Source organism: Hyphomonas oceanitis, from assembly GCF_036964545.1.
Taxonomy (GTDB): domain Bacteria; phylum Pseudomonadota; class Alphaproteobacteria; order Caulobacterales; family Hyphomonadaceae; genus Hyphomonas; species Hyphomonas oceanitis.
In genome coordinates this window covers 44,625-67,249 of sequence record NZ_JBALTL010000005.1, presented here as the reverse complement: position 1 = coordinate 67,249, position 22,625 = coordinate 44,625, and the positions used below count along the sequence as shown (strand labels likewise).

21 protein-coding genes are annotated in these 22,625 nt (G+C 61.3%); 12 read left to right on the top strand and 9 right to left on the bottom strand.

Annotated features, from left to right (window positions below):
- Positions 1-35 precede the first annotated feature (35 nt).
- The 4 genes from V7651_RS14000 to V7651_RS18710 all read left to right on the top strand — a co-directional run bounded on the left by V7651_RS14000 (position 36) and on the right by V7651_RS18710 (position 6,492).
- A complete protein-coding gene (locus V7651_RS14000) occupies positions 36-1,949 on the top strand; it encodes a tetratricopeptide repeat protein (RefSeq protein ID WP_335613500.1) in 1,914 nt (637 codons plus the stop codon).
- Between the two features lie 107 nt (positions 1,950-2,056).
- Entirely contained in the window at positions 2,057-4,681 is a 2,625-nt protein-coding gene (locus V7651_RS13995) for a penicillin-binding protein 1A (protein WP_335592326.1), read from the top strand.
- Between the two features lie 87 nt (positions 4,682-4,768).
- Positions 4,769-5,888, top strand: a protein-coding gene (gene prfB / locus V7651_RS13990; protein ID WP_156950416.1) for a peptide chain release factor 2 whose coding sequence is annotated in 2 segments (ribosomal slippage) — positions 4,769-4,837 and positions 4,839-5,888 — 1,119 coding nt in all. Because the reading frame shifts where the segments join, the coding sequence is not laid out codon by codon here.
- Positions 5,866-6,492: a DUF1294 domain-containing protein gene (locus tag V7651_RS18710; RefSeq protein WP_051624632.1), complete on the top strand. Its 627-nt coding sequence runs from the start codon at positions 5,866-5,868 to the stop codon at positions 6,490-6,492. The genes prfB and V7651_RS18710 overlap by 23 nt, the downstream gene beginning before the upstream one ends.
- Here V7651_RS18710 and V7651_RS13975 read toward each other — a convergent pair.
- From V7651_RS13975 to V7651_RS13950, 6 genes are all read right to left on the bottom strand, one after another.
- Complete coding sequence (locus V7651_RS13975; RefSeq protein ID WP_035537214.1) at positions 6,489-7,832, bottom strand: vWA domain-containing protein; 1,344 nt, start codon at positions 7,830-7,832, stop codon at positions 6,489-6,491. The two genes, V7651_RS18710 and V7651_RS13975, sit on opposite strands and share 4 nt — an antisense overlap.
- Before the next feature lie 5 nt (positions 7,833-7,837).
- Positions 7,838-8,830: an AAA family ATPase gene (locus V7651_RS13970; protein WP_335613499.1), complete on the bottom strand. Its 993-nt coding sequence runs from the start codon at positions 8,828-8,830 to the stop codon at positions 7,838-7,840.
- Positions 8,831-9,222: 392 nt separating this feature from the next.
- Positions 9,223-9,819, bottom strand: coding sequence for a hypothetical protein (locus tag V7651_RS13965; RefSeq protein ID WP_335613498.1), 597 nt, complete (start codon positions 9,817-9,819; stop codon positions 9,223-9,225).
- A gap of 81 nt (positions 9,820-9,900) precedes the next feature.
- Entirely contained in the window at positions 9,901-10,305 is a 405-nt protein-coding gene (locus V7651_RS13960; RefSeq protein ID WP_335613497.1) for an energy transducer TonB, read from the bottom strand.
- Between the two features lie 101 nt (positions 10,306-10,406).
- Positions 10,407-11,123: a DUF4328 domain-containing protein gene (locus tag V7651_RS13955; protein ID WP_335613496.1), complete on the bottom strand. Its 717-nt coding sequence runs from the start codon at positions 11,121-11,123 to the stop codon at positions 10,407-10,409.
- Between the two features lie 184 nt (positions 11,124-11,307).
- Positions 11,308-11,547 (bottom strand): DUF2188 domain-containing protein, encoded by a 240-nt coding sequence (locus V7651_RS13950; RefSeq protein ID WP_335613495.1) that lies wholly within the window; start codon positions 11,545-11,547, stop codon positions 11,308-11,310.
- A gap of 175 nt (positions 11,548-11,722) precedes the next feature.
- On the opposite strand from V7651_RS13950, the gene V7651_RS13945 reads away from it, so the two are divergent.
- The 8 genes from V7651_RS13945 to V7651_RS13910 all read left to right on the top strand — a co-directional run bounded on the left by V7651_RS13945 (position 11,723) and on the right by V7651_RS13910 (position 20,142).
- The gene (locus V7651_RS13945) at positions 11,723-12,217 is read left to right on the top strand and encodes a hypothetical protein (protein WP_035537205.1); all 495 of its coding nucleotides are present in this window, start codon (positions 11,723-11,725) and stop codon (positions 12,215-12,217) included.
- A gap of 56 nt (positions 12,218-12,273) precedes the next feature.
- Positions 12,274-14,442, top strand: a complete 2,169-nt coding sequence (locus V7651_RS13940) for a primosomal protein N' (RefSeq protein WP_335613494.1) — start codon at positions 12,274-12,276, stop codon at positions 14,440-14,442.
- A gap of 180 nt (positions 14,443-14,622) precedes the next feature.
- Positions 14,623-15,183 carry an ATP synthase F1 subunit delta gene (atpH, locus tag V7651_RS13935; protein WP_335613493.1) on the top strand — a complete coding sequence of 187 codons (561 nt, stop codon included), beginning with the start codon at positions 14,623-14,625 and terminating at the stop codon, positions 15,181-15,183.
- 8 nt (positions 15,184-15,191) lie between these two features.
- Positions 15,192-16,727, top strand: coding sequence for a F0F1 ATP synthase subunit alpha (atpA, locus tag V7651_RS13930; protein WP_035537201.1), 1,536 nt, complete (start codon positions 15,192-15,194; stop codon positions 16,725-16,727).
- A 45-nt stretch (positions 16,728-16,772) separates the two neighbouring features.
- Positions 16,773-17,651, top strand: a complete 879-nt coding sequence (locus V7651_RS13925; protein ID WP_335613492.1) for a F0F1 ATP synthase subunit gamma — start codon at positions 16,773-16,775, stop codon at positions 17,649-17,651.
- 15 nt (positions 17,652-17,666) lie between these two features.
- Entirely contained in the window at positions 17,667-18,197 is a 531-nt protein-coding gene (locus V7651_RS13920; protein WP_335613491.1) for a hypothetical protein, read from the top strand.
- A 92-nt stretch (positions 18,198-18,289) separates the two neighbouring features.
- Positions 18,290-19,717 (top strand): F0F1 ATP synthase subunit beta, encoded by a 1,428-nt coding sequence (atpD, locus tag V7651_RS13915; protein ID WP_034737861.1) that lies wholly within the window; start codon positions 18,290-18,292, stop codon positions 19,715-19,717.
- Between the two features lie 17 nt (positions 19,718-19,734).
- Positions 19,735-20,142 (top strand): ATP synthase F1 subunit epsilon, encoded by a 408-nt coding sequence (locus V7651_RS13910; protein WP_034737859.1) that lies wholly within the window; start codon positions 19,735-19,737, stop codon positions 20,140-20,142.
- Between the two features lie 15 nt (positions 20,143-20,157).
- Here the strand turns inward: V7651_RS13910 and V7651_RS13905 are convergent, their stop codons facing one another.
- The 3 genes from V7651_RS13905 to V7651_RS13895 are packed head-to-tail and all read right to left on the bottom strand — an operon-like array spanning position 20,158 to position 22,538.
- Entirely contained in the window at positions 20,158-20,949 is a 792-nt protein-coding gene (locus tag V7651_RS13905) for a thioesterase family protein (protein WP_335613490.1), read from the bottom strand.
- A 3-nt stretch (positions 20,950-20,952) separates the two neighbouring features.
- Positions 20,953-21,273 (bottom strand): 2Fe-2S iron-sulfur cluster-binding protein, encoded by a 321-nt coding sequence (locus tag V7651_RS13900; protein ID WP_035537197.1) that lies wholly within the window; start codon positions 21,271-21,273, stop codon positions 20,953-20,955.
- Positions 21,274-21,290: 17 nt separating this feature from the next.
- Positions 21,291-22,538, bottom strand: coding sequence for an NAD(P)/FAD-dependent oxidoreductase (locus tag V7651_RS13895; protein WP_335613489.1), 1,248 nt, complete (start codon positions 22,536-22,538; stop codon positions 21,291-21,293).
- Positions 22,539-22,625 lie beyond the last annotated feature (87 nt).

Here is a 22,625-nt window from a genome sequence, read left to right as displayed (position 1 = left end):
CTTCGCACACGCGAAAACGGAGATACCTGACGCCCATGCGCCTCAAGCCAGCCCTTGCCGCCTCTGCTCTTGTCCTAGCCTTTGCACTCGGCGGGTGCGCTTCCACACAATCCGGCGGAACAGTCGGCGCGACAGCCAATGCTTATCCGGATGAAGCATTGTCACCCGCAGCGCGCTCGACCGCTGTTCTGGGCGACAATGGCAAGCCGATCGGTATCTCGGCTTATCCGGCGCCAATAGACGCCGTGAAGGCTGGCGACATGGCCGCCTTCCTCGTCATGACGCAGGGCCTCGACGCTGCGGACAGGAACTCCAATCCCTTCTTCAACGCTTTCCTCGCCCTCGACCGTGCCGCAGCCGGTGACACCGCAGGCGCGCGAATGATCCTGAATATTCAGGATGATGCCGAGACAGCCGATGCCGGATCAAACCTTTACGCCTATCTCGACGCCTGGTTTCTGGCGATGGACGGCCAGCCCGATGCAGCCATTGAGCGTCACCGCAGTGCCGCTTCTGGCATGCCGGGCCTGACCGGAGAGCTATCGCTTGCGGCCATGCTCGAAGCCGTGGGCCGGGCGGACCAGGCCCTTGCGGTCTACGAGTCCCTGACGCCTTCCAAGATCGAAGCGCCCGAGCACCAGTTTGACCCACGCGGCCTGCTTTACTCGCATATCAAGACGGTGATCTCGCGTCATGCCCTGCTGCTTCAGCGGCTCGGTCGTGTCGAAGAGGCCAAAGCTGTCTACCAGCGCCTCGCCGATGCAGAGCCTGAGGAAGCGATCAGCTATGCGGCTGCGCTCGACAGTCTCGAGACGGGCAAGAACCTCAAGAACGAGCCACTTACGGTCCGTGCGGCCTTTGCGCAGTCGCTGTCCGATGTGTCGCGCACGCTGCAGGAGCAGCGGATCATCCGCAAGATCATGATGGGCGGACGGCCTGACGGCTTTGACGACCAGCGCTCTGCGATGGATCAGGTGGCGCTGCTGATCAATCCGGAGGATGACGGCCTGCGTTCGGCGATCATCGACGACTTTTACGATAATGCGCTTTACGATTCCGCTGCGCACATGGTCTCGGTCAGCCCCAAGCCGACGGCGTCTCTGGAACTGGCGGCCGGCCAGGCTCTCCTAATGGCCGGCAAGGTGGATGGGGCGCGTGAAGCCGTCGACAAGGCGCTCTCGCTGGCGACAGATGAGGACCGCCTGCCTACGCTCTATGGCGCGCTCCAATTGACTACTTTGCTGGATGATGAAGCTCGGTCCGACAAGCTGCTTGGCGAATTGCTGAAGACAGCTGAGAGCCCCGCAGAGCGTGCCTCCGCGCATGGTCTGGCGGCCGAGATTTACGGCCAGTTCGGCAATTACGAGAAAGCCGCGAAGAATGCCGAAGAGGCGCGCAATCTGGACGATACGCATGATCGCCGTCTCGCCCTGGCCGACGCGCTTGGCAAGGTCGGCAAGGTGAATGAGGCGATCATCCTGCTCCGCACAGAGCGGCTGGCCCGTCCAAACGATCCCTACACGCTGAATTCGCTCGGGTATTTCCTGATCGTGAATACCGACAAGTATGAGGAAGGCTATCGCGTTCTTGCGCGTGCACGCGCGCTCGCCCAGCACGACCCATACATTTCAGACTCCTTTGGCTGGGCGCTGTTCAAGATGGGTGACCTTGAGGCGGCCCGCCGGATGATCGAGTCATCACGTCAGGAATTGCAGCCTCACCGTCACTGGGAGATCGAGAACCATCTCGGCGATATCTACTGGTATCTCGATCGCAAGGATGAGGCCAAAGAAGCCTGGCAGTACGCACTCGACAACCGCCCGCCGGCGGTTGAACGCAAGCAGCTCGAAGACAAGCTCGCCTCCGGCCTGACGGCGCCCGCGCCCGAGAAGCGGCCGCTTCCGGATGTTTCGCTGACAGATGGAGAAGTTGATAGGCAGGACATCTGACACTCAACCCTTTAACGCGCCGCCGACGCGCCTTACTATCGCCGGAAACGGATGCGATTCCAGCGCGCGGCGCCAGGAATGGCTGGCCTTAGTAACAGGACAAGTACATGGCTGATGCCTACGAAAAACCCCGCATTCCTGTCTGGGTTTGGCCGGTAGCAAAGTGGACGCTCATTGCCGGATTCGTCCTGGCAATCATCGTGTTCATTGCGGTCTGGATGTATTTCCTCGCGCTGGGCCGTGACGTGCCGAGCATTTCCAAGCTCAAGCAGTATGAGCCGCCGATCACGTCGCGCGTTCACGCCGGCGACGGGACGCTCATTGCAGAATTTGCTGACGAGCACCGCGTCTTCGTGCCGTATGAGTCCATTCCCAAGCATGTGATCGACGCCTTCGTGGCAGCTGAGGACAAGAATTTCTTCACCCATGACGGGCTCGACTATCAGGGTATCGCGCGCGGCGCCGTGAACTCGGCGAAGAACAAGCTGACCGGTTCGGGCGGGCTGCAGGGCGGATCCACCATCACCCAGCAGGTGGCCAAGAACATGCTGCTGACCCGCGACCAGAACCTGACCCGGAAGGCCAAGGAAGCGATTGTCGCCCAGCGTATGGAGAAGGAATTCTCCAAGGGGGACATCCTCGAGCTTTATCTCAACGAGATCTATCTTGGCGGACGCTCCTACGGTGTCGGCTCTGCTGCCCTGAACTATTTCAACAAGTCGCTCCCTGAGCTGAACCTTTCAGAAGCCGCGGTGCTGGCCTCGCTCGCCAAGGCACCGTCGGCTGTGAACCCTTACACCAACCCGGAAAAACTGCTGGCCCGCCGCAACTACGTTCTCAACCGCATGGTCGAGGACAAGTATATCACGCGCGAACAGGCCGATGAGGCCATTGCCATGCCGTTGACCACGGCCAAGCGATTCCGAGGACCTGAATATGCGGCAGCCACCTATTTCGTACAGGAACTGCGCCGCGACCTGATCAATACCTATGGCGAGGAAACGCTGGAGCAGGGCGGCTTATCCATCCGCTCGACCATCGACACGCGCATGCAGCTCGCCGCGCAGGAAGCGCTGCAGACTGGCCTGATCGCCTATGACCGTCGCCATGGCTATCGCGGCCCGGTGACGAAACTGCCTATCGGCGATGGCATGCTGGAAGCGCTGAACGCTGTTGAACTGCCAGGCGGATACGGCACGTGGGAAGCAGGCCTGATCACGTCCATGAATGACAAGGGCGCTGAATTGCTGCTGATCGACGGCGCCAAGATCAAGCTGCCTGCCGAAGAAATCGAATGGGCCAAGACCTATAAGCCGAAGGAAGGCAAACCCGGCCTCCAGGTCGGCGATGTCGTGCTGGCAGAGCTGGAGCGGAAGGTTCTGAACGCGAAAGAAGCGTCTGCCCCTGACCTGAAAGAGGAACTGGACGAAGAAGGCAATCCGATCGCGAAGCCTATCGCCCAGCCCATGCTGGTGCCCGCGGGCAATGCAACGCTGCGCCAGGTGCCTGCAGTGGACGGCTCACTGGTCGCTATCGATCCGAACACAGGCCGTATTCTGGCGATGCAGGGCGGCTATTCCTTCTTCAAGTCCAGCTACAACAGGGTCACACAGTCGAAGCGTCAGACAGGGTCCAGTTTCAAGCCGTTCGTCTACGCAGCCGCGCTGGAGAGGGGCTATACGCCTGCCACGCGCATGCTGGACGCACCCTTTGTTTCCTATGACGTGTCGACCGGCGATTACTGGCGCCCGGCCAACTATACTGAGGGTCGGTCCTACGGGATGGTCACGCTGCGTGTGGCGCTCGAGAAGTCTTTGAACCAGGTGACGGCGCGTGTTGCCCAGGATATCGGCATGGACTCCGTCGCAGACCTCGCTGTGCGTGTCGGTGCTTATGACGAACTGGCGCCCTATCCGGCCATGTCGCTCGGCTCGGGTGATACTTACCTGATCGAACTCACACGCGGTTACGCGGCATTTGTGAACGGGGGCAAGAAGGTCACACCGACACTGCTCGACCGGGTTCAGGACCGTCACGGTCGTACGCTGTTCCGGAACGATGAGCGCGTTTGTGAGGGCTGCGAGTCCGAAGAGTGGAACGGAGGCGAGCCGCCTGAGCTCCCGGATGACCGCGAACAGGTGCTTGATCCGATCATCGCCTACCAGATTACCCACATGATGGAAGGCGTTGTGGAGCGCGGGACGGGCCGCCGGGCACTGCGCGTCGGCAAGCCGCTTGCGGCCAAGACCGGTACAACGAACGACTATCGCGATGCCATCACGATCGGGTTCTCGCCTGACCTTGTTGTCGGTGTACGGGTGGGCTTTGACGACAACCGCTCGCTTGGCGAAGGCGAGGCAGGCGGCTCGGTCGCGGCCCCTATCTTTACTGACTTCATGGAAAAGGCGCTTGAGGGCACACCGGGCATCCCATTCCGGATTCCTCCCGGCGTACGGCTCGTGAAAATCGATGCCCGGACAGGCGAATTGCCCGGTCCAGGTACGTCAGTCATCATTGACGAGGCTTTCCGGCCCGGTACCGAGCCCGGCATGGCGGCCTTCAACGGGTCTGACGACTGCCTGTCGATTTCCGGCAATTGCGGCCCTGGCGCTGGCACCGGTAGTTACGGTACATTTGACCCGCGCACAGGCGAACAGCCCGTGCCGGAGGATGGCCAGCCGGCCAAGGCACCTGAACCTGCCTCAGGTGGCAATCTCGACGGGATTTTCTGATATGGCGTTTTGACGGATTGCCGACCCTCGGCTATCCCCGGCATCAGTCAATCAAGTCACCTAATTCAGCCCAAAGAGGCCAGTTCAATGTCCGCAGAAATCAAATCCCTGATCGACCAGATCCGCCAGTCGTCAGATCTGCTACGGAGGCGTCTTTGACTGGGATACAGCCACAAAACGCCTTGACGAACTGACAGCACTCTCTGAGCGTCCTGACTTCTGGGACGATCCTCAGGAAGCGCAGGCGATGATGCGCGAACGTCAGCGCCTTGCCGACGGGATCGCCACAGTCGAGGCCCTGCAGCAGGAATCGTCGGATGCCGAAGAGCTGCTTGAGCTGGCCGATGGCGATGCGTCCATGATTGCAGATATCGAGCGGACGCTTTCGAAAGCGGCCGAGCGTGCGGAAAAGGCTGAACTGGCGGCACTCCTCTCCGGCGAGGTCGACGGGAATGATGCCTTCGTACAGGTCAACGCAGGCGAAGGTGGTACGGAAAGCCAGGACTGGGCGAACATCCTGCGCCGCATGTATGTGCGCTGGGCCGATGCGCATGGCATGCAGGTCGAGGAACTCGACGAACGCGAGGGCGAGGAAGCCGGCATCAAGTCTGCGACCATCCAGGTTAAGGGCGAGAATGCCTATGGCTGGCTGAAATCGGAGCAGGGCGTGCACCGCCTCGTGCGTATTTCTCCCTTCGACAGCTCTGCCCGACGCCACACGAGTTTTGCTTCTGTCAGCGTCTCTCCCGTGATCGATGACAAGATCGAAATCGACATCAATCCGGGCGACGTACGCACCGATACTTACCGGGCCTCGGGCGCGGGCGGCCAGCACGTGAACCGCACCGATTCGGCCGTTCGGCTCACGCACATTCCGACAAATATCGTGGTTCAGTGCCAGAACGACCGATCGCAGCACCGTAACCGCGATCAGGCCTGGCAGATGTTGCGCTCGAAGCTCTACGAGCTGGAGATGCAGAAACGGCGCGCCGTTGCGGATGCCAGCTATGCCGGAAAGAGCGAGATCGGCTTTGGCCACCAGATCCGCTCCTATGTGCTTCAGCCCTATCAGATGGTGAAGGACCTCCGCACCGAAGTTGAGACATCTGATACGCAGGGTGTACTTGACGGTGATATAGACAGGTTCCTCAGCGCGGCTCTGGCCGCGGCGGTGAAGAGCGAGAATGGAGCCGATGATGCGGCGTGAAGGCCGCCTTGTTGAATGGTTTGCAGATCGGGGGTTTGGTTTCATCGCTCCCGATGATGGCGGACCCAATGTATTCCTGCATATTCGCGCCCTGCCGAAGAACGACAAGCGTCTGGAAATCGGTCAGGCCTACGCGTTTGACGCCGTCCTTTCGCCAGACGGCCGCGAGCGGGCGGACAATGTTGTTCCGCTCGACAAGCCTGTCACGCCGCAGCCCGAGCCAGAGAAGCCCAAGCGGAGCCGGTGGCGCCTGCTGGAACACGTGCCACCTTTTCTGGTGATCGTGGCCTTTGCCGGCATTTTCGCCAGCGTGTCGATGGTCACGGATGTCTCAAGCAACTGGTACATCATCTACGGCGAGGCGAGTTTTGCCTGTCTGGTCGGCTACTGGATCGACAAGAACGCCGCGATCCAGAAGAACTGGCGTGTATCGGAGACGATTCTTCTCCTGATCGGTCTTGTGGGCGGTTGGCCGGGGGCGATTGTGGCCCAGGAAGTTTTCCGCCACAAAACCCGCAAGGGCACGTTCCGTTACCTGTTCTGGATGACCGTTGCGATCAACATGGCGGCCTTCGTGCAGATCAACGTGTTCAAGTCGCTCTAGCCGTAGGCGCTGAGCACTTCATCGACGGCCCGTTCCAGATCCTTCAGCGTCGCCACGTGGCTCATCTGCGTACAGAAGGGCAGGTAGCGTGGAATAGCGCTGTCGCCGGTACCCCAGAGGGCGCGGCCTTCGGGATTGAGCCAGATCATGCTTTTTGCGCGCTGGGCAAATTCACGGAAGAGGTCGGCACGCGGATCGCCATAGTTTGAGCGGCCATCGCCCAGCACGATGACCGTTGTGCGCCGGTCAATGATACTCTCATGATTGACCTTCAGGTCTGACCAGGCCTGACCGTAATCGGTCGAGCCCATACCCATCTCGCGGATAATCTTGGTCATTGCCTGCTCAAACTCATTGTCGGCGAGAATGTCGTCCACCGGTTTCAGCCGGTGCGAAAAGGCGAAAGCGTGAATGTCGGGCACGGCGTCTGCGAGCGAGTAAAGCAGCAGCAGAAGGAAGCGAACGTATTGGGCGACTGAGCCAGACACATCGCAGATCGCGACGATCTTCGGCCTATCCTTCTTTTTTTGGCGCCAGATCACATTGAAGGGCACGCCGTCGAGCCCGGCATTGGCGCGCATTGTGCGGCGCGTATCGAGTTGGCCGCGATTGCGCTTTTTTCGGCGGCGGGAGTGTTTGACCGCGAGGCGTTTGGCGATCTTGGCGATGAGGGTTTTCATCCGCTCCATGTCGTAGCGGTCGAGCGCGCTGAGGCGTTTCTCGGCAGCGAAGTCATCGCGGAATTGCTGGGTCTCGCCGGCGCCGAATATGTCAAAGGCACGCTCGGCGCGTTCGCGGGCACGCATTGTGAGATCGCGGCGAATGTCGATCAGCTCTTGCGCGTCAGTCTCGTTTTCAGGTTCGCGGCCCTGGAGCGCTTCGAGCAGGCGCTCCTGCAGCCCTTCGCCGCCCATCTGCTTGATGATCTGCTGGGCGTAATAGGCGACCTGCGTTGAGAAGCGGATATCGTCGATTCCGGCGGCTTCAGCCGCGCGTTCCATGGCGGTGGAGATGGCGGCTTCATCGCCGGACTGCATGAGTTCGATAAGGTTTTCGGGTGCAGGCTGGCTTTCGCCATTTTCCGCTTGGGACTCTTCGCTGTGGGAGTCTGATTTTGAAGTGGATTCGGAATGGGAGAAGTAGAGATCGAACAGGCGGTCGTGGACCTGCTTTTCCTGTTCGGATTTCGCCAGCACGCAGCCGAGGGATTCCTTCAAAAGCGAGCGGTCGCCATAGCCAATCAGGGCGACGGCGCGGGTCGCATCAAGGGCTTCGCCGGTGGATACCCGCACTTCGGAAGAACGCAGGGCCCGGATGAAATTGGTGAGCGCGCGCTCCATCTCCGCTATCCGAGATCAGGATAGCCGGAGGATGTGCGACCTGCCTTGTCCGGCCCGGCGGCCTCGCGGACGAGGCGGGGGATTTCCTTCGAGACCGCGGCGATGTCGCTCTCATGCTTGAGGAGGACATTGAGCGTTGAGCGCACGAAGTTCTCGTCGAGTACATTCGCGTGCATCAGCAGAAGCGTTCTGGCCCAGTCGACCGTTTCGGAGATAGACGGGCGTTTCTTGACGTCGGTTTCGCGAACGCCCTGAACGAAGCTGACCAGCTGCTTCAGCAGGATTTCTGCCACGTCCGGCACGCGGGCCTGAACGATCATTCGCTCGCGGGCTGCATCGGGGAAGCCGATATGGAGATGGAGGCAGCGGCGCTTCAGGGCGTCGCCGAGTTCGCGGACATTATTGGACGTCAGGATCACGATGGGCGGGACGTTCGCGCGGATCGTGCCGATCTCGGGAACGGTGACCTGATAATCTGACAGGACTTCCAGAAGGAAGGCCTCGAATTCCTCGTCCGACTTGTCGATCTCGTCGATGAGCAGGACCGAGCCGGCGGGCTGCTGCATGGCGGTGAGCAGGGGGCGCGATTCGAGGAATTGCTCGGAGAAGAAGAGGTCTTCAAATGAGGAAAGCTTGCCCAGCGACTGGGAGAGATTGTCGGCCGAGCCGATCAGCTCGTTGAGCTTCTCTTTCAGGATCTGCGTGTAAAGCAGCTGCTTGCCGTATTTCCATTCATACAGCGCCTTGCCCTCGTCGAGGCCCTCATAGCATTGCAGGCGCAGGACCGGCAGGTCGAGCCATTTGGCGAGCGACTGGGCGAGATCGGTCTTTCCGACGCCGGCAGGGCCTTCGATCAGGATCGGCTTGCGCAGGCCATGGGCGAGGAAAACCGAGGTCGAGATCTCGCGGGTGGAAATATAGCCGACGGTTGCGAGCCCGGATGTGACTGCCTCGATCGAAGTGAGCGGCTCGTAGCCGGTGGAAATATCTTTTGCCATGGCAAAAGGGGTAGGGGGCAGGCGAATGGCTGGCAAGGCATATCGCTGGGGCAGGGTGGTGTGTGGGGGCTTTGCGAGCCCCTTACCGCATCCCCGGCGCAGGCCGGGGTCTCTTGCCTTTCTTCAATTGCCTGAGGTCCCGGCGTTCGCCGGGAGCACGGCGTGGGGGATGCCCCCCTTTTGAGAGACCCACTCACCTCCCGGGGATACCTGCGCAGGCAGGTATCCATGGACGGGACTTTCCCAAAGCGCTGTGAGGCTCGGCCAGTCCATGGGCCCCTGCCTGCGCAGGGGCCATCGGGGGAGCGTTGGGTGTACGAATTAGAGGGATGTGGGTGTGACCGGAAACGCCTTTAAGCGCCCGGCAAAAAAGGTCTGATTGACTGTCGGATTTAGCCGGATGTTTCCCAGCTTTTGAACGCGTCGCGCAGCAATTCCGGCAGGGCCGTGGCGATGGCGCCGAGTTCCGGCGGCAGGCGGTGGGTGCGGGTCATGGGGAGCGCCATGGGGGCCGCTTCACCGGCCTTGCGCTGGCGTTCCAGCGTGCGGGCGAGGCGTCTGGCATGGGCTTCGGGGGCTGCGAGCAGTTCCTGTAACGCCGCGAGGCGGGCGAGGATCGGGGCAGCTTGAACGGGTCCGCAGGCCCGTGTCGAAACCGCGAACCCGTCCCTGTCCATGTCCGGCCCCAGGCAGCGGGGCGACAGGCCTTGCAGGCCGGTTGAGGCTTTCGTTTCAACGCGCTCGGTATCCGAATGATGCCCGGACGATGCCCGAATAGTAACCGGAGGCAGCACGAGTCCGAGCGCCATCAGCACGAGCAGGCGCCGGATGATGATTTCGAGGCGGGCGAGTTCGGCGCGTGCGCGCTGGGCGAGGGTACGTTTCAGGGTGGTGGGGTGGAGGTGTGCGTTCGTCATCGCGGCGAGGTTCGCCAGCGCGCGTTGCGCATGGGCGATGCCGTGGGTGACGAAGGCGGACGAATTTGTCATGGCGGCCAGTATAGGCCGGGCGGGATTAGGGTTGGATAAGGTGGGGGAGCGAGCGGCCCCATCCTCCGGTTTGCTGACCTGTCAGGACGTCAGACCGGCCGCACAGGCCAATGTTTCGAGATCATTCGGCAGTTGTGCATCACGATTGAGTAAAAAGGACATTGGATAAACAATGTTGTCGCGGCGCCCGGGAACTTTCGTTCCTTCCTCGTCAGTTACTTTGAACCTGGTTTTCATGATGGCATTGATGGCCGCATCGCAGAATATGGGCGAGGTGCAGGCCGCATCTTCAATTTTTATGGTGTCACCATAGTCGCGGACCGAAAAGCGGACCTCGCAATAACCGCTGACCCCCAGGAGCGAGGCAATCAGCGGGAAGACCGGCCGAGGCGGTTCCAGAACTTCTGCTTCGATAGTGGTGATGTCGGGCTTTGCGATTGCCACGTAGGGCAATGCCAGTAGCGCAAGGGCGATGAGCGACTTCATTCCGGTCCAGCGTCCTCGTGCTCTATCAAAGATTGAAGTTTAGCCGCGGTTCGCCTGTTGTCCAGAGTGTATTGGAAGGCCTTTCTGCACGACGCCTTAGGTCAGGCGAATGTTTCGGCGAGGCTGCCCTGGCTGAACTGGTCCTGTGCAGCGCGGATACGGCGGACGAGTTTCCGCAGGAATAAGGCCGAGACAGCCCCCAGCACAATGGCGACAATACCAACGGCAATCGACATGATCGGATCGGTTCTGCCCATGAAATTTGAGATGAAGGAAAGGATGCTCATGGCAAGCCATGTGCCCCACCACCAGCTGACGATATTGGACGTGTTGAGCGCGCCGGTTTCCTCAATGGAGCCCTGATGGATTTCCGACATGCCCTTGGCCGGCAGGAACCATGTCGCGAAGGGCACGAAATACCAATAGACCGTGGCGCCGGGCGACATGTCCGGAACGGTGCTGCGCACGGTATAGAGGTTGCGCATGGCGCGGTAGGTGAAACGGGCGACCGTAAACGCGCATATGATGAATAGCGCCCGTTCCGCAACATAGAGCAGAAACACAAGTGAAGAGGCGATGATGAGCAGGTAGTCGTCATCCGTCGCGTCCTCAAACGCATACTCATCCAGCATGCGCGCGTCGACGAATGTATATGAAAGCGCCAGGGCGAGCAGTAGGCTGACGATAGCGTAGGTCAGCAATGTGACGGACAGCACACCGGCAAACTTGCCGAGGGGGCGGCACCCGTCCTCGTATGCATATTCGCTTGGACGGCTGAGCCGCTTGGGTATGTAGTCCGAACCGATTGTCGCTTCCATGGCCCCTCAACCTTCCCGCTTCCCGACTCGATTTACACTCACAAGTTTCAGGTTTTCAACCTTAATTTTGTGACGGATCGAAGATGTCGGAATCTGCGCCAGAGTGTGCAGGGGCACGGACGATAAAGGCAGAAGGCGTTGACGGTCTGAGGGGGCGTGCTCAACGTGGGCGCAGGACGGCTGGCTAGCCTTCGACGTCTGTCTGTGGGCGGTCTTCGCCATGGGCATATTCGGTGTGCCATTTGCCGTTTTCGTCTTCCCAGGTGATGTGGGCATCCTTGCCGGGCAGGTTCTGTCGGCGGGCGGCCGAGAGGGCGGCGGCGCGGGCCGCGTCATGGGTGCGGAACGCCTCGGAGATGGTGTCGCCGAGCTTGTAGGCCCAGCCATCACCATGCTTGACGACGTGATACACGATCTTTTCCATGCTGTGCCTCTTTCCGGAATGTCTGCGAACCAGACCTTGTATATTGGGCCGGGCGCTGAGGCTCACAAGTGAACGAAAGTACAGGCGCGGCAGGCGATGCTGGCGGACTTGGGCCTGTGTTTGCGTTTTCCCTTACAAGCGGGGCCTTTGCCCGCAAACCGGAAGGGGATCCGATATGACATTCAGTGGCTCAAGACTTGTTCTGGCAGGCTTGGTGGGGGCGATGGCCTTCTGTGCGGCCTGTTCGGGGAGCGCATCGCCGGATGCCGGTGAAAAGGGCGAGGCGGCGCAGGGAAAGAAGGTGGCCGGGGGTGAGGCGGATCGCCTTCTCGGGGCCGTGAACCTGCCGAAGCCGGACTGGCTGCCGAAGGGATTCCCGCTGCCGGATGATGCGCACATCTATATTGTGACGAAGCCCAATGTGACGCCGGCGGCCTACCAGCTGCAGGCGCGGACCATGGCGGACGGGGACAAGGTGTTCGCCGACATGATCCAGTGGGGCGAGGATCAGGGCATCTCGGTCACGGATGCGCTGGCGGGCCGGGAAGTGGGCGCGACGCGGGTGCTGGAAGTATCGGGCGGCGGCTGGGCGGGGGTCAGCTCGGTGCAGATACAGGATGATGCGAGCGGCTATCGGCGGATTATCCTGTCATTGCAGAAGGCGGAGTAGCGAGGGACCTGCCCGGACGGGATGACGCCTTGGCTTAACGGCGCTAAGCCAAGGCCATGGCTGTCGCGCGGATTCTCTTTGTCTTGCCCCTGCCGGAACCGTTTGATTACGCGGTGCCGGAGGGGATGGATGTACGCGTCGGCTCCTATGTGACGGCGCCGCTGGGCCAGACCGAGCGGTTGGGCGTTGTCTGGGAGCTGCTGGGCGACGAAGCGGTCGCCGGGCGCACGCTCAAGCCGGTTCTCTCTGTCTATGACGTGCCGCCGATTCGGGACGCGATGCGCGAATTCATCAGCTGGGGCGCGAAATACACGGTGTCGCATCCGGGCCATGTGCTGGGCATGACTCTGCGGGCGCGGGGCGGGCTGTCGCCTTCGCCGACGGAGACCGTGTTCCACCTGACGGGCCAAGTGCCGGGGAAGCTGACCGATGCGCGGCGGCGCGTGCTGGATGTGGCGGAGGAGGTTGGCGCGGTGAATGCGGCGACGCTGGCGGCGGCGGCAGGCGTGTCGAGCGGCGTGGTGAAGGGGCTGGAGAAGGCTGGCGCGCTGCGCGCCGAAGAGATGGCGGCAGACCTGCCATTTGCCCTGCCGCAGCCGGACCTGCCGGGCGCGACCCTGACGGGCGAGCAGGCCGAGGCCGCCGAGGTGATGAAGGCATCAATGCGCACGGGCGGCTTTGCGGCCTTCCTGCTCGATGGCGTGACGGGCTCCGGCAAGACGGAAGTGTATTTCGAAGCGATTGCGGAAGCGCTGCGCGTGGACCCGGAGGCGCAGATACTGGTGCTGCTGCCGGAGATAGCGCTGACGCAGGCGATTCTCTCGCGGTTCGAGGCGCGGTTCGGGGCGGCGCCGGCGCCGTGGCATTCGGGCCTCTCGGACAAGGAGCGTCGGCGGACATGGCGCGAGGCGGCGCATGGCCGGGCGCGGATCGTGATCGGGGCGCGCTCGGCGCTGTTCCTGCCCTATGCGAACCTGAAGCTGGTCATCGTCGATGAAGAGCATGATGGCAGCTACAAGCAGGAAGACGGCGTGACGTATCATGCGCGCGACATGGCGGTGATGCGGGCGAAGCTGGAGGGGGCGGCTGTTGTGCTGGCCTCCGCCACGCCTGCGCTGGAGACAATGGTGAATGCCGAGGCTGGGCGCTACACGCGGCTGATGCTGGCGGCGCGGCCGGGGGCGTCGCGCCTGCCGGATGTGGAGCTGGTGGACCTGCGCAGGGCGCCGCCGGAGAAGAATCACTGGCTGTCGCCCTGGTTGATCCAGGCGCTGAAGGAGACGCTGGCAGCGGGCGAGCAGTCGCTGCTGTTCCTGAACCGCAGGGGCTATGCGCCGCTGGTGATCTGCAAGGCGTGCGGCGAGCGGCTGAAGACGCCGGGCACCGAGAACTGGCTGACCGAGCACCGTTATAGCGGACGGCTGGTCTGCCATGTGACGGGCTATTCGATTCCGAAGCCGAGCGTCTGCCCGGCCTGCGGGGCGAAGGATTCGCTGATGGGCGTCGGGCCGGGCGTGGAACGGGTGGCCGAAGAGGTGCGCGTGCTGATGCCGGAGGCGCGGATCGAGATATTCTCGTCGGACACGGCCATGGGCGGCGACGCGACACGCGGCATCATCGAGCGGATGGAGACGGGCGACATTGATGTGCTGATCGGCACCCAGATCGTGGCCAAGGGGCACAATTTCCCGAACCTGACACTGGTGGGCGTGGTGGACGCCGATTCGGGCATGAAGGGCGGCGACCTGCGGGCAGGGGAGCGGACCTATCAGCTGTTGAGCCAGGTGGCGGGCCGGGCCGGGCGGGCCGAGCGGCCGGGCAGGGCGCTGGTGCAGACCTATGCGCCGGACAATCCCGCCATGCTGGCACTGGCGGACGGCGACCGGGACGGCTTCCTGCAGATCGAGCGGGATGTTCGGGCGGAACTCGGCCTGCCGCCCTTTGGGCGACTCGCGGCGATGATCGTGTCGGCGCCGAGTGCGGAAATGGTGGAAGAGGCCTGCCGCGAGATATCGCTGGCGGCGCCGAACGGGGCGGGAATCGAGCTGTTCGGGCCGGCCCCGGCGCCGATCACGGTGCTGCGCGGGCGGCACAGGCGGCGATTCCTTGTAAAATCGCCCAGAAACGTTGATCTTTCTGCCTATATGGCGGCCTGGATGGCGCGCCTGAAACCCCCGCGCCCTGTCAGGATTTCGGTGGATATCGACCCATACTCGTTCATGTAGGGCGTATTCACCGTGCCGCTTGCCATTTCGCCGCAGAAATTGGCGCGGCGGCCATGTTGTCAGGGTGATTTTCTGGTGCTAAGCGGCGCACAGATCAATGGGGCGCGCGTGTCGGGCACGCTGTCTCTTTAACATAATTCCGGGCCTTACCCGCCCCGACAAGCAACGGATCCTGGACCCTTGGCGGCATCGACACGTACACATGCGAGTGAAGCTGCCCGGCGCTATGCGCGGGCACTGTTTGAACTGGCGCAGGACAAGGGCCAACTGGCCGATGTTCATAATGATTACAAAGCTTTCGTCGAAATGGCGAACGGCTCAAAAGACCTGACCATCCTGCTCGATTCGCCCGCGTTTTCGCGCGACGAGAAGGTGAAGTCGCTGGCCGCCGTGATGAAGAAGTCCGGCCTTGGCACGCTGCTGGCGAATTTCGTCGGCGTGATGGCCACGAATGGCCGCACGGCCGACATTGTGCCGGCCCAGGGCGCCTTTGATGAGCTTTATGCAAAACAACGCGGCGTTCAGCGCGCTGTTGTTCGCACAGCAAAAGACATGTCAGGCGCCGAACGCGCCCGCATCGAATCGATCCTCGCAAAAGCCGTTGGCGGCGAGGTGGAACTGACAAGTGAGGTTGATCCCTCGCTCATCGGCGGCATCCAGCTGCGCATCGGATCGAAACTGGTCGATGCGAGCATTGCCGCCAAACTTGAACGCATGAACACCGCCATGAAGGGAGCATAGTCAGCTCGATGGATATCAGCGCAGCAGAAATTTCGGGCATCCTGAAGTCCCAGATCGAAAACTTTGGCGTCGACGCTGAAGTCTCCGATGTTGGCCAGGTGCTTTCAGTAGGTGACGGTATTGCCCGTATCTATGGTCTCGACAGCGTGCAGGCTGGCGAACTCGTTGAGTTCGACGGCGGCATCAAGGGCATGGCCCTGAACCTTGAAAGCGACAATGTCGGCGTCGTGATCTTCGGTAGCGACAGCTCGATCAAAGAAGGCGACACAGTCAAGCGTTCGGGCGAGATCGTCTCCGCGCCGGTCGGCAAAGGCCTTCTCGGTCGCGTTGTTGACCCGCTGGGCGAGCCAATCGACGGCAAGGGCCCGCTGACAGACGTTGCTTCGCGTGACCGCGTGGACGTGAAAGCGCCAGGCATCATCCCGCGTAAAGGCGTTCACGAGCCAATGATGACAGGCATCAAGGCGATCGACGCCATGATCCCGGTCGGCCGCGGCCAGCGCGAGTTGGTCATCGGTGACCGTCAGACCGGCAAAACGGCTGTCTGCATCGACACGATCCTGAACCAGAAAGCGACGAACGACGCTGCCAAGTCCGACAAGGACAAGCTGTTCTGTATCTACGTTGCTATCGGCCAGAAGCGTTCGACGGTTGCCCAGGTTGTGAAGACGCTCGAAGAGCGCGGCGCCCTGGACTATACGATCGTTGTCTCCGCTACGGCGTCCGAGCCAGCTCCGCTCCAGTACCTTGCACCGTTCACCGGCTGCACGATGGGCGAATGGTTCCGCGACAACGGCATGCACGCCCTCATCATCTATGATGACCTTTCCAAGCAAGCTGTTGCGTATCGTCAGATGTCGCTGCTGCTTCGCCGTCCACCAGGTCGTGAAGCCTATCCGGGCGACGTGTTCTACCTTCACTCGCGTCTCCTTGAGCGCGCTGCGAAAATGGGTGATGCTGCCGGTGCCGGTTCGATGACCGCCCTGCCGATCATCGAAACGCAGGCCAACGACGTGTCGGCCTACATTCCAACGAACGTGATCTCGATCACCGACGGCCAGATCTTCCTTGAAACCGACCTGTTCTACCAGGGTATCCGCCCTGCCGTGAACGTCGGCCTCTCGGTGTCGCGTGTGGGCTCTGCCGCCCAGACGAAAGCGATGAAGAAGGTTGCCGGCTCGATGAAGGGTGAACTCGCCCAGTATCGCGAGATGGCCGCCTTTGCGAAATTTGGCTCCGACCTTGATGCCGCCACCCAGCGCCTGCTGAACCGTGGTGCGCGTCTGACCGAACTCCTGAAACAGCCGCAATACTCGCCGCTGCTGATGGAAGAGCAGGTCTGCGTGATTTACGCCGGTACGCGCGGTTATGTGGATAAAGTGCCGGTTGCTGACGTGACCCGTTACGAGAAAGAGCTTCTGGCCCACCTGCGTGGTTCGAAGAAAGAGCTTCTCGCAACGATCCGCGACGAAAAAGCCGTGTCGGACAAGACAGAAGCCGAGCTCAAATCGACGCTCGAATCCTTCACGTCGAAGTTCGCCTGATCCCGCCCGTCCTGACGCATAGTTTGAACAACCAGAAGGCCTGACATGCCCAGCTTGAAGGACCTCAAGAACCGGATCACCAGCGTGAAATCCACGCGGAAGATCACGAAGGCCATGCAAATGGTGGCCGCAGCGAAGCTGAAGCGTGCGCAAGACGCCGCGACGGCCTCGCGGCCCTATGCTTCGCGTATGGCTTCCGTTCTGGCAAACCTGTCGGCTTCGGCCGGCGCGGGCGGCCCGAAACTGCTGGCCGGTACCGGTGAGAACAAGACGCACCTGATCGTCGTCATGACGGCAGAACGCGGCCTCGCCGGTGGCTTCAACACCTATGTGGTGAAGCTGGCCAAGCAGAAGATCGGCGAGCTGCGCGCAGAGGGCAAGACGGTCAAGATCCTGACTGTCGGCAAGAAGGGCCGCGAACAGCTGTCGCGTGAATACGGCGACATGTTCATCTCGCACGTTGACCTGACGGACGTGAAGGGCGGCAACTATACCGAGTCTGCCCTTGGCCTCGGCCATGCACTGACGAAGCGGTTCGAGGATGGCGAGTTCGACGTGGCGACACTGATCTACTCGCAGTTCAAGAACGTGCTGAGCCAGGTGCCGACCGCGCAGCAGATCATCCCGGCATCCGCACCCGCTGATGCGCCGAAAGTGGACCTGAAAGGCGCGATCTATCAGTACGAGCCTTCCGAGACCGAGATCCTCGAAACGCTGCTGCCGCGCTACATCAATACGCAGATCCTGTCGGCCATGCTGGAAAGCGCGGCGGGTGAGCAGGCGAGCCGCATGACCGCCATGGACAATGCCACGCGCAATGCCGGCGACATGATCGACTCCCTGTCGCTGCAATATAACCGCGCCCGCCAGGCGCAGATCACCAAGGAGCTGATCGAGATCATCTCCGGTGCTGAAGCGCTTTAGAGAGAGGGACCCGCCATGATGAAGTTTCTCATAGGGATCGTGGTCCTTGCCGCTGGCGCTGCCGTCGGTTGGTTTTTCCTAATGGTGTTGCCAGCGGGGAAGCAGAAGCAGACGGTGGCGATGACACTTAATGTCGGCACGGCATGGATGTACTGGCTGACGGACGAGGTTGGAGATTCTAGCTCGGGTTCCAACGTGAACGCCGAGCTTATGACAAGGCCAGAAACGCAAATCATTTTTGATGCGAATAAGAAGCTCGGTGGAGCGTACAGGAAGCTGGACTACGACGACATGACGAAGCTTTTGAAGCCACGCTACCTGCAAGATGTCCCGAGGGTCGATGGCTGGGGAAGCGAGCTGGAGTTTTATCTCTCGGATAATCTTTTGAACTCATATGTAATGCTTGTCCGCAGCCCCGGCAGCGACGGCAAATTCTCGGGCAATACCTATACTATGGGCGCGTTTGATTCGAAAAATGCCGCAGAAGATATTGTGTGGGCAGACGGATATTTCGTCCGGTGGCCCGAACAGAGCAAGGCGCCATGAAATCCTAGACAGCTGAAAAAGCTTCCCAAATTCCCGCAGCAACGATTGCTGCATTTCTTTCCAAGACTACCGCTCCAAAGGAGACGACCCGCATGAGCACTCCCGCAAACGCAAAAGGCCGCGTATCACAGGTCATCGGCGCCGTGGTCGACGTCGAGTTCGACGGCGAGCTTCCGAGCATTCTGAACGCGCTTGAAACCGACAACAATGGCAACCGCCTTGTTCTCGAGGTTGCCCAGCACCTCGGTGAGAACACTGTGCGCACGATCGCCATGGACTCCACGGAAGGCCTCGTTCGCGGCAATCCGGTGGCTGACCTTGGTCGCTCGATCAACGTGCCGGTTGGCCCGGCCACGCTCGGCCGCATCATGAACGTCATCGGCGAGCCGATCGACGAGCGCGGCCCGATCGACACGGACATGCGCCGTTCGATCCATGCGGATGCGCCTCCGTTCACCGACCAGTCGACCGAGTCCGAAGTGCTCGTGACCGGTATCAAGGTTATCGACCTGCTCTGCCCCTACGTGAAGGGCGGCAAGATCGGCCTCTTCGGTGGTGCCGGCGTGGGCAAGACGGTTCTGATCATGGAACTGATCAACAACATCGCGAAACTGTTCGGCGGCTATTCGGTGTTTGCCGGCGTTGGCGAGCGGACCCGTGAAGGTAACGACCTTTACCACGAGATGATCGAATCCAAGGTTATCAACCTGGAAGGCGAAAGCCGCATCGCGCTGGTCTACGGCCAGATGAACGAGCCTCCAGGTGCGCGTGCACGCGTCGCCCTGACCGGTCTCGCACAGGCCGAATACTTCCGTGATGAAGAAGGCAAGGACGTTCTGTTCTTCGTCGACAACATCTTCCGCTTCACGCAAGCCGGTGCCGAAGTGTCCGCTCTGCTTGGCCGTATTCCATCGGCTGTGGGCTATCAGCCAACACTGGCTACCGACATGGGCCAGCTGCAGGAACGCATCACATCGACCAACAAGGGTTCGATCACCTCGGTTCAGGCCGTGTACGTGCCTGCAGATGACTTGACCGACCCTGCACCAGCCACATCGTTTGCCCACCTTGACGCGACCACGGTTCTTAACCGCGCCATCGCTGAAAAAGGCATCTACCCCGCTGTGGACCCGCTTGACTCCACAAGCCGTATTCTTGACCCGCGCATCGTTGGCGAAGCGCACTACGAGATCGCTCGCGGCGTGCAGGAAATCCTGCAGCGCTACAAGGAACTGCAGGACATCATCGCCATTCTCGGCATGGACGAACTGTCGGAAGATGACAAACTGGCCGTGGCGCGCGCCCGCAAAGTGGAACGCTTCCTGTCGCAGCCGTTCGACGTGGCTGAAATCTTCACCGGTTCGCCAGGCGTCCAGGTGAAGCTCGAAGACACGATCAAGGGCTTCCAGGGCCTGATCGCCGGCGAGTTCGACCACCTGCCAGAGCAGGCCTTCTACATGGTCGGCAACATCGACGAAGCCAAAGCCAAAGCCGCCAAAATGACGGCTGACGCAGCCTAGGATACAGGATCAGCCTCATGGCCGACAAACTTCACTTTGCACTCGTTTCACCTGCCAAGGAACTCTTCTCCGGTGAGGTCGATCAGGTGATCGCGCCGGGCACCGAGGGTGAGTTCGGCGTGCTGGTGAACCATGCGCCGTTCATGACGACGCTGAAGAATGGTGTCGTGCGCGTTCTCGAAGGCGACAGCGTGAAGATGCGCATCTTCGTGCGCGGCGGCTTCGCCGACGTGACGCCGGATGGCCTGACCATCCTCGCTGAAGAGGCCCGCAATCTTGACGGCGTGAAAGTCGAAGAGGTTCAGGCCGAGATGGAAGCGACGCTCCTGAAGATCCAAGCGCTGGACAAGGATGATACGGCAAAGGGTGCACTGCAGGCGCACTTCGACTATCTCGAAAGCCTGAAAGCCGCGCTGGTCCACTAAGGGGCCAGTCTGGCCCTAGCCAAAAATTGCAATTGTCTGACGGCCAACCATCACAGGTTGGCCGTTTGCGTTCCAGAGGGTCATGGCCTGGCTGGAATAGCCGTGGCGGGCCGTCTCGGCAACGTGACGCGCGAGGAACCAGCCGTCGCGCGTGGTGATTTCGTCGGTCAGGAATTCCGCCATCCAGGTCATCGAGCTGATCCGGGCGGGTGCCGTGAACATGGACATGGCCGCAGGCGGCGGCGCATCGGCAATGGCGAGCACAGCGACGGCGTCCGGGACGACAGCTGGATCGACATGGCGCATCCAGATCGTGACGTCACCTTTGTCTGCCCCGGAAATGGGGCGCTCGCCCGCCGCCATGCGCATGTTGAAATTGCGCGTGAAGTTGGGCCGGTTGGGATTCTCGCCAAAATAACTGACCGTTTCCTCGGGTGAGGTCACGTCAGGCGCTTTGAGATTGTTGAAATCGAGCGCGGATTCCCGCGCTGCGCCGAAAGCGAAGATCGCTTCGGCAGCCACGCCATCGCTGCCCATCATGCGGACCGAGACGAAGACCGTGTTCTTGCCCTGCCGCAGCAGGGTGGGGGTGCACGTCACCTCGCCGCCCACCGGGCCGACAAAGGCGACCTGCGCGGAGCGGATCGGCATGCCGGGTGCCAGCGGCATGGCTGCTTCGAGGCAAAGCGCCGCTGTCAGGCCACCATAAGTGGTGCGGCCCTGCATCCATGCGTCGGGCAGCACCACTTTGGTGGCGTTCGCCTCATCCCTGCGGATGCCTGCGAGTAGTTCGGTATAGGCAGCCAAGACCTAGTGCTGGCTTTCCGGCGTCGTGACCTTGAGGCCATCAAGCGCGTCAGACACGGTGATCTGGCAGGACAGGCGGGAATTTTCCTGAACGTTTTCAGCGAAGTCGAGCATGGACTTTTCCATTTCCTGCTGCTCGCCGACCTTATCCATGAAGGCTTTGTCGACATAGACATGGCAGGTGGCGCAGGCGCAGGCACCGCCGCAATCGGCATCAATGCCGGGAATGCCGTTTTTCACGGCGGCTTCCATCACGGATTCGCCGTTGGTGGCCTCGACGACGCGTTCTGTGCCGTCATTGTCTACGTAAGTGATCTTTGCCATGGGCTGTATTGTCTCCTTCAAGCGGCAGTGGCTGCCGCGGCAATGTCTTTCATCGAAACTGATGTATCGCCAAGCGTGGCGGGCGCAAGCTTGGCCCCCGACATGATCAGCTTTTTCGAGGCGAGGAATTCCGGCGGGCTGTTCACAGCGTCCACCGCAATCAGGGTTCCGTTGCGCAGGTAGAAGGCCGCGAACTTGCGCTCCTTCGGGTCGCCGCGCACGACGATTTCATCATAATCCTGGCTGAGACCGGCAATCTGCAGCTTCAGGTCATACTGGTCGGACCAGAACCAGGGGCAATCTTCAGCCGGGCGAGGCTTGCCGAGAATGGCCGCCGCCGCGAGCTTGCCCTGCTCGATGGCGTTGTGGACGCTTTCAAGACGTCCCGACCGACCGAAATGCACGAGCGGACGGCTGGCGCAGTCACCCGCCGCGAAGACGCGCGGGTCAGACGTACGGGCGTCGCGGTCAACGAGGATGCCGTTGTTGCAGGCGATGCCAGCGTCCTTGGCGAGTTCCTCATTGGGCAGGATGCCGATGCCGACGAGCACGATGTCTGCGTCGAGGCGGGTGCCGTCAGCCAGTATAGCCGCCGAAACTTTGCCATCGGCGCCGTCAAGATGGTCGAGGCGGGCGCCGGTAAGAATGGTGACGCCCTGGGCACGGTGTTCGGTCTCGAAGAATTCGCTCATGACCGGGCTGGTAACGCGCGCGAGCACGCGGGGCGCCATTTCCAGAACGGTGACATCGAGCCCCATCTGGCGCGCAACGGCGGCGGCTTCGAGGCCGATATAGCCCGCGCCGATGATGACCATCCGACGTCCGGCAATCATGTTGGGGCGGATGCGCTCGACATCCGAAAGGTCCCGCAGGTCGTGAACACCTTCGAGATCGGCGCCTTTGGTGGGCAGGGCGCGCGGGCGCGAGCCCGTTGCGATGATCAGCGCATCATAATCGATTTGCCCGCCATGGGGCAGTTCCACTGTCTGCGCCGTGCGATCAATCTTCGCCGCATGCGTCGAGAGAATGACCTCGATATTTTGATCCTGATACCAGGATTCAGGACGGAAATAGAGGCGCTCCTCGGAGAACTCGCCCTTCATGTAGGCCTTGGACAGAGGCGGGCGCTGATAGGGCAGCGCAGCTTCGTCAGCAACGAGCGTCAGTTTGCCTTCATAGCCACCCTGGCGCAGCGACTGAAGCGCTTGCGCGCCAGCCTGTCCGCCGCCGATGATGACGATGCGTGTTGCGCCTGTCAGATCCAAAATGCGTTTCCGTCCCGTGGTTTTGATCAAATTATGACGCTAGCGTCATTTTTGCAATCCCTTATGGCACTGGAGTTCCAGCCGGAG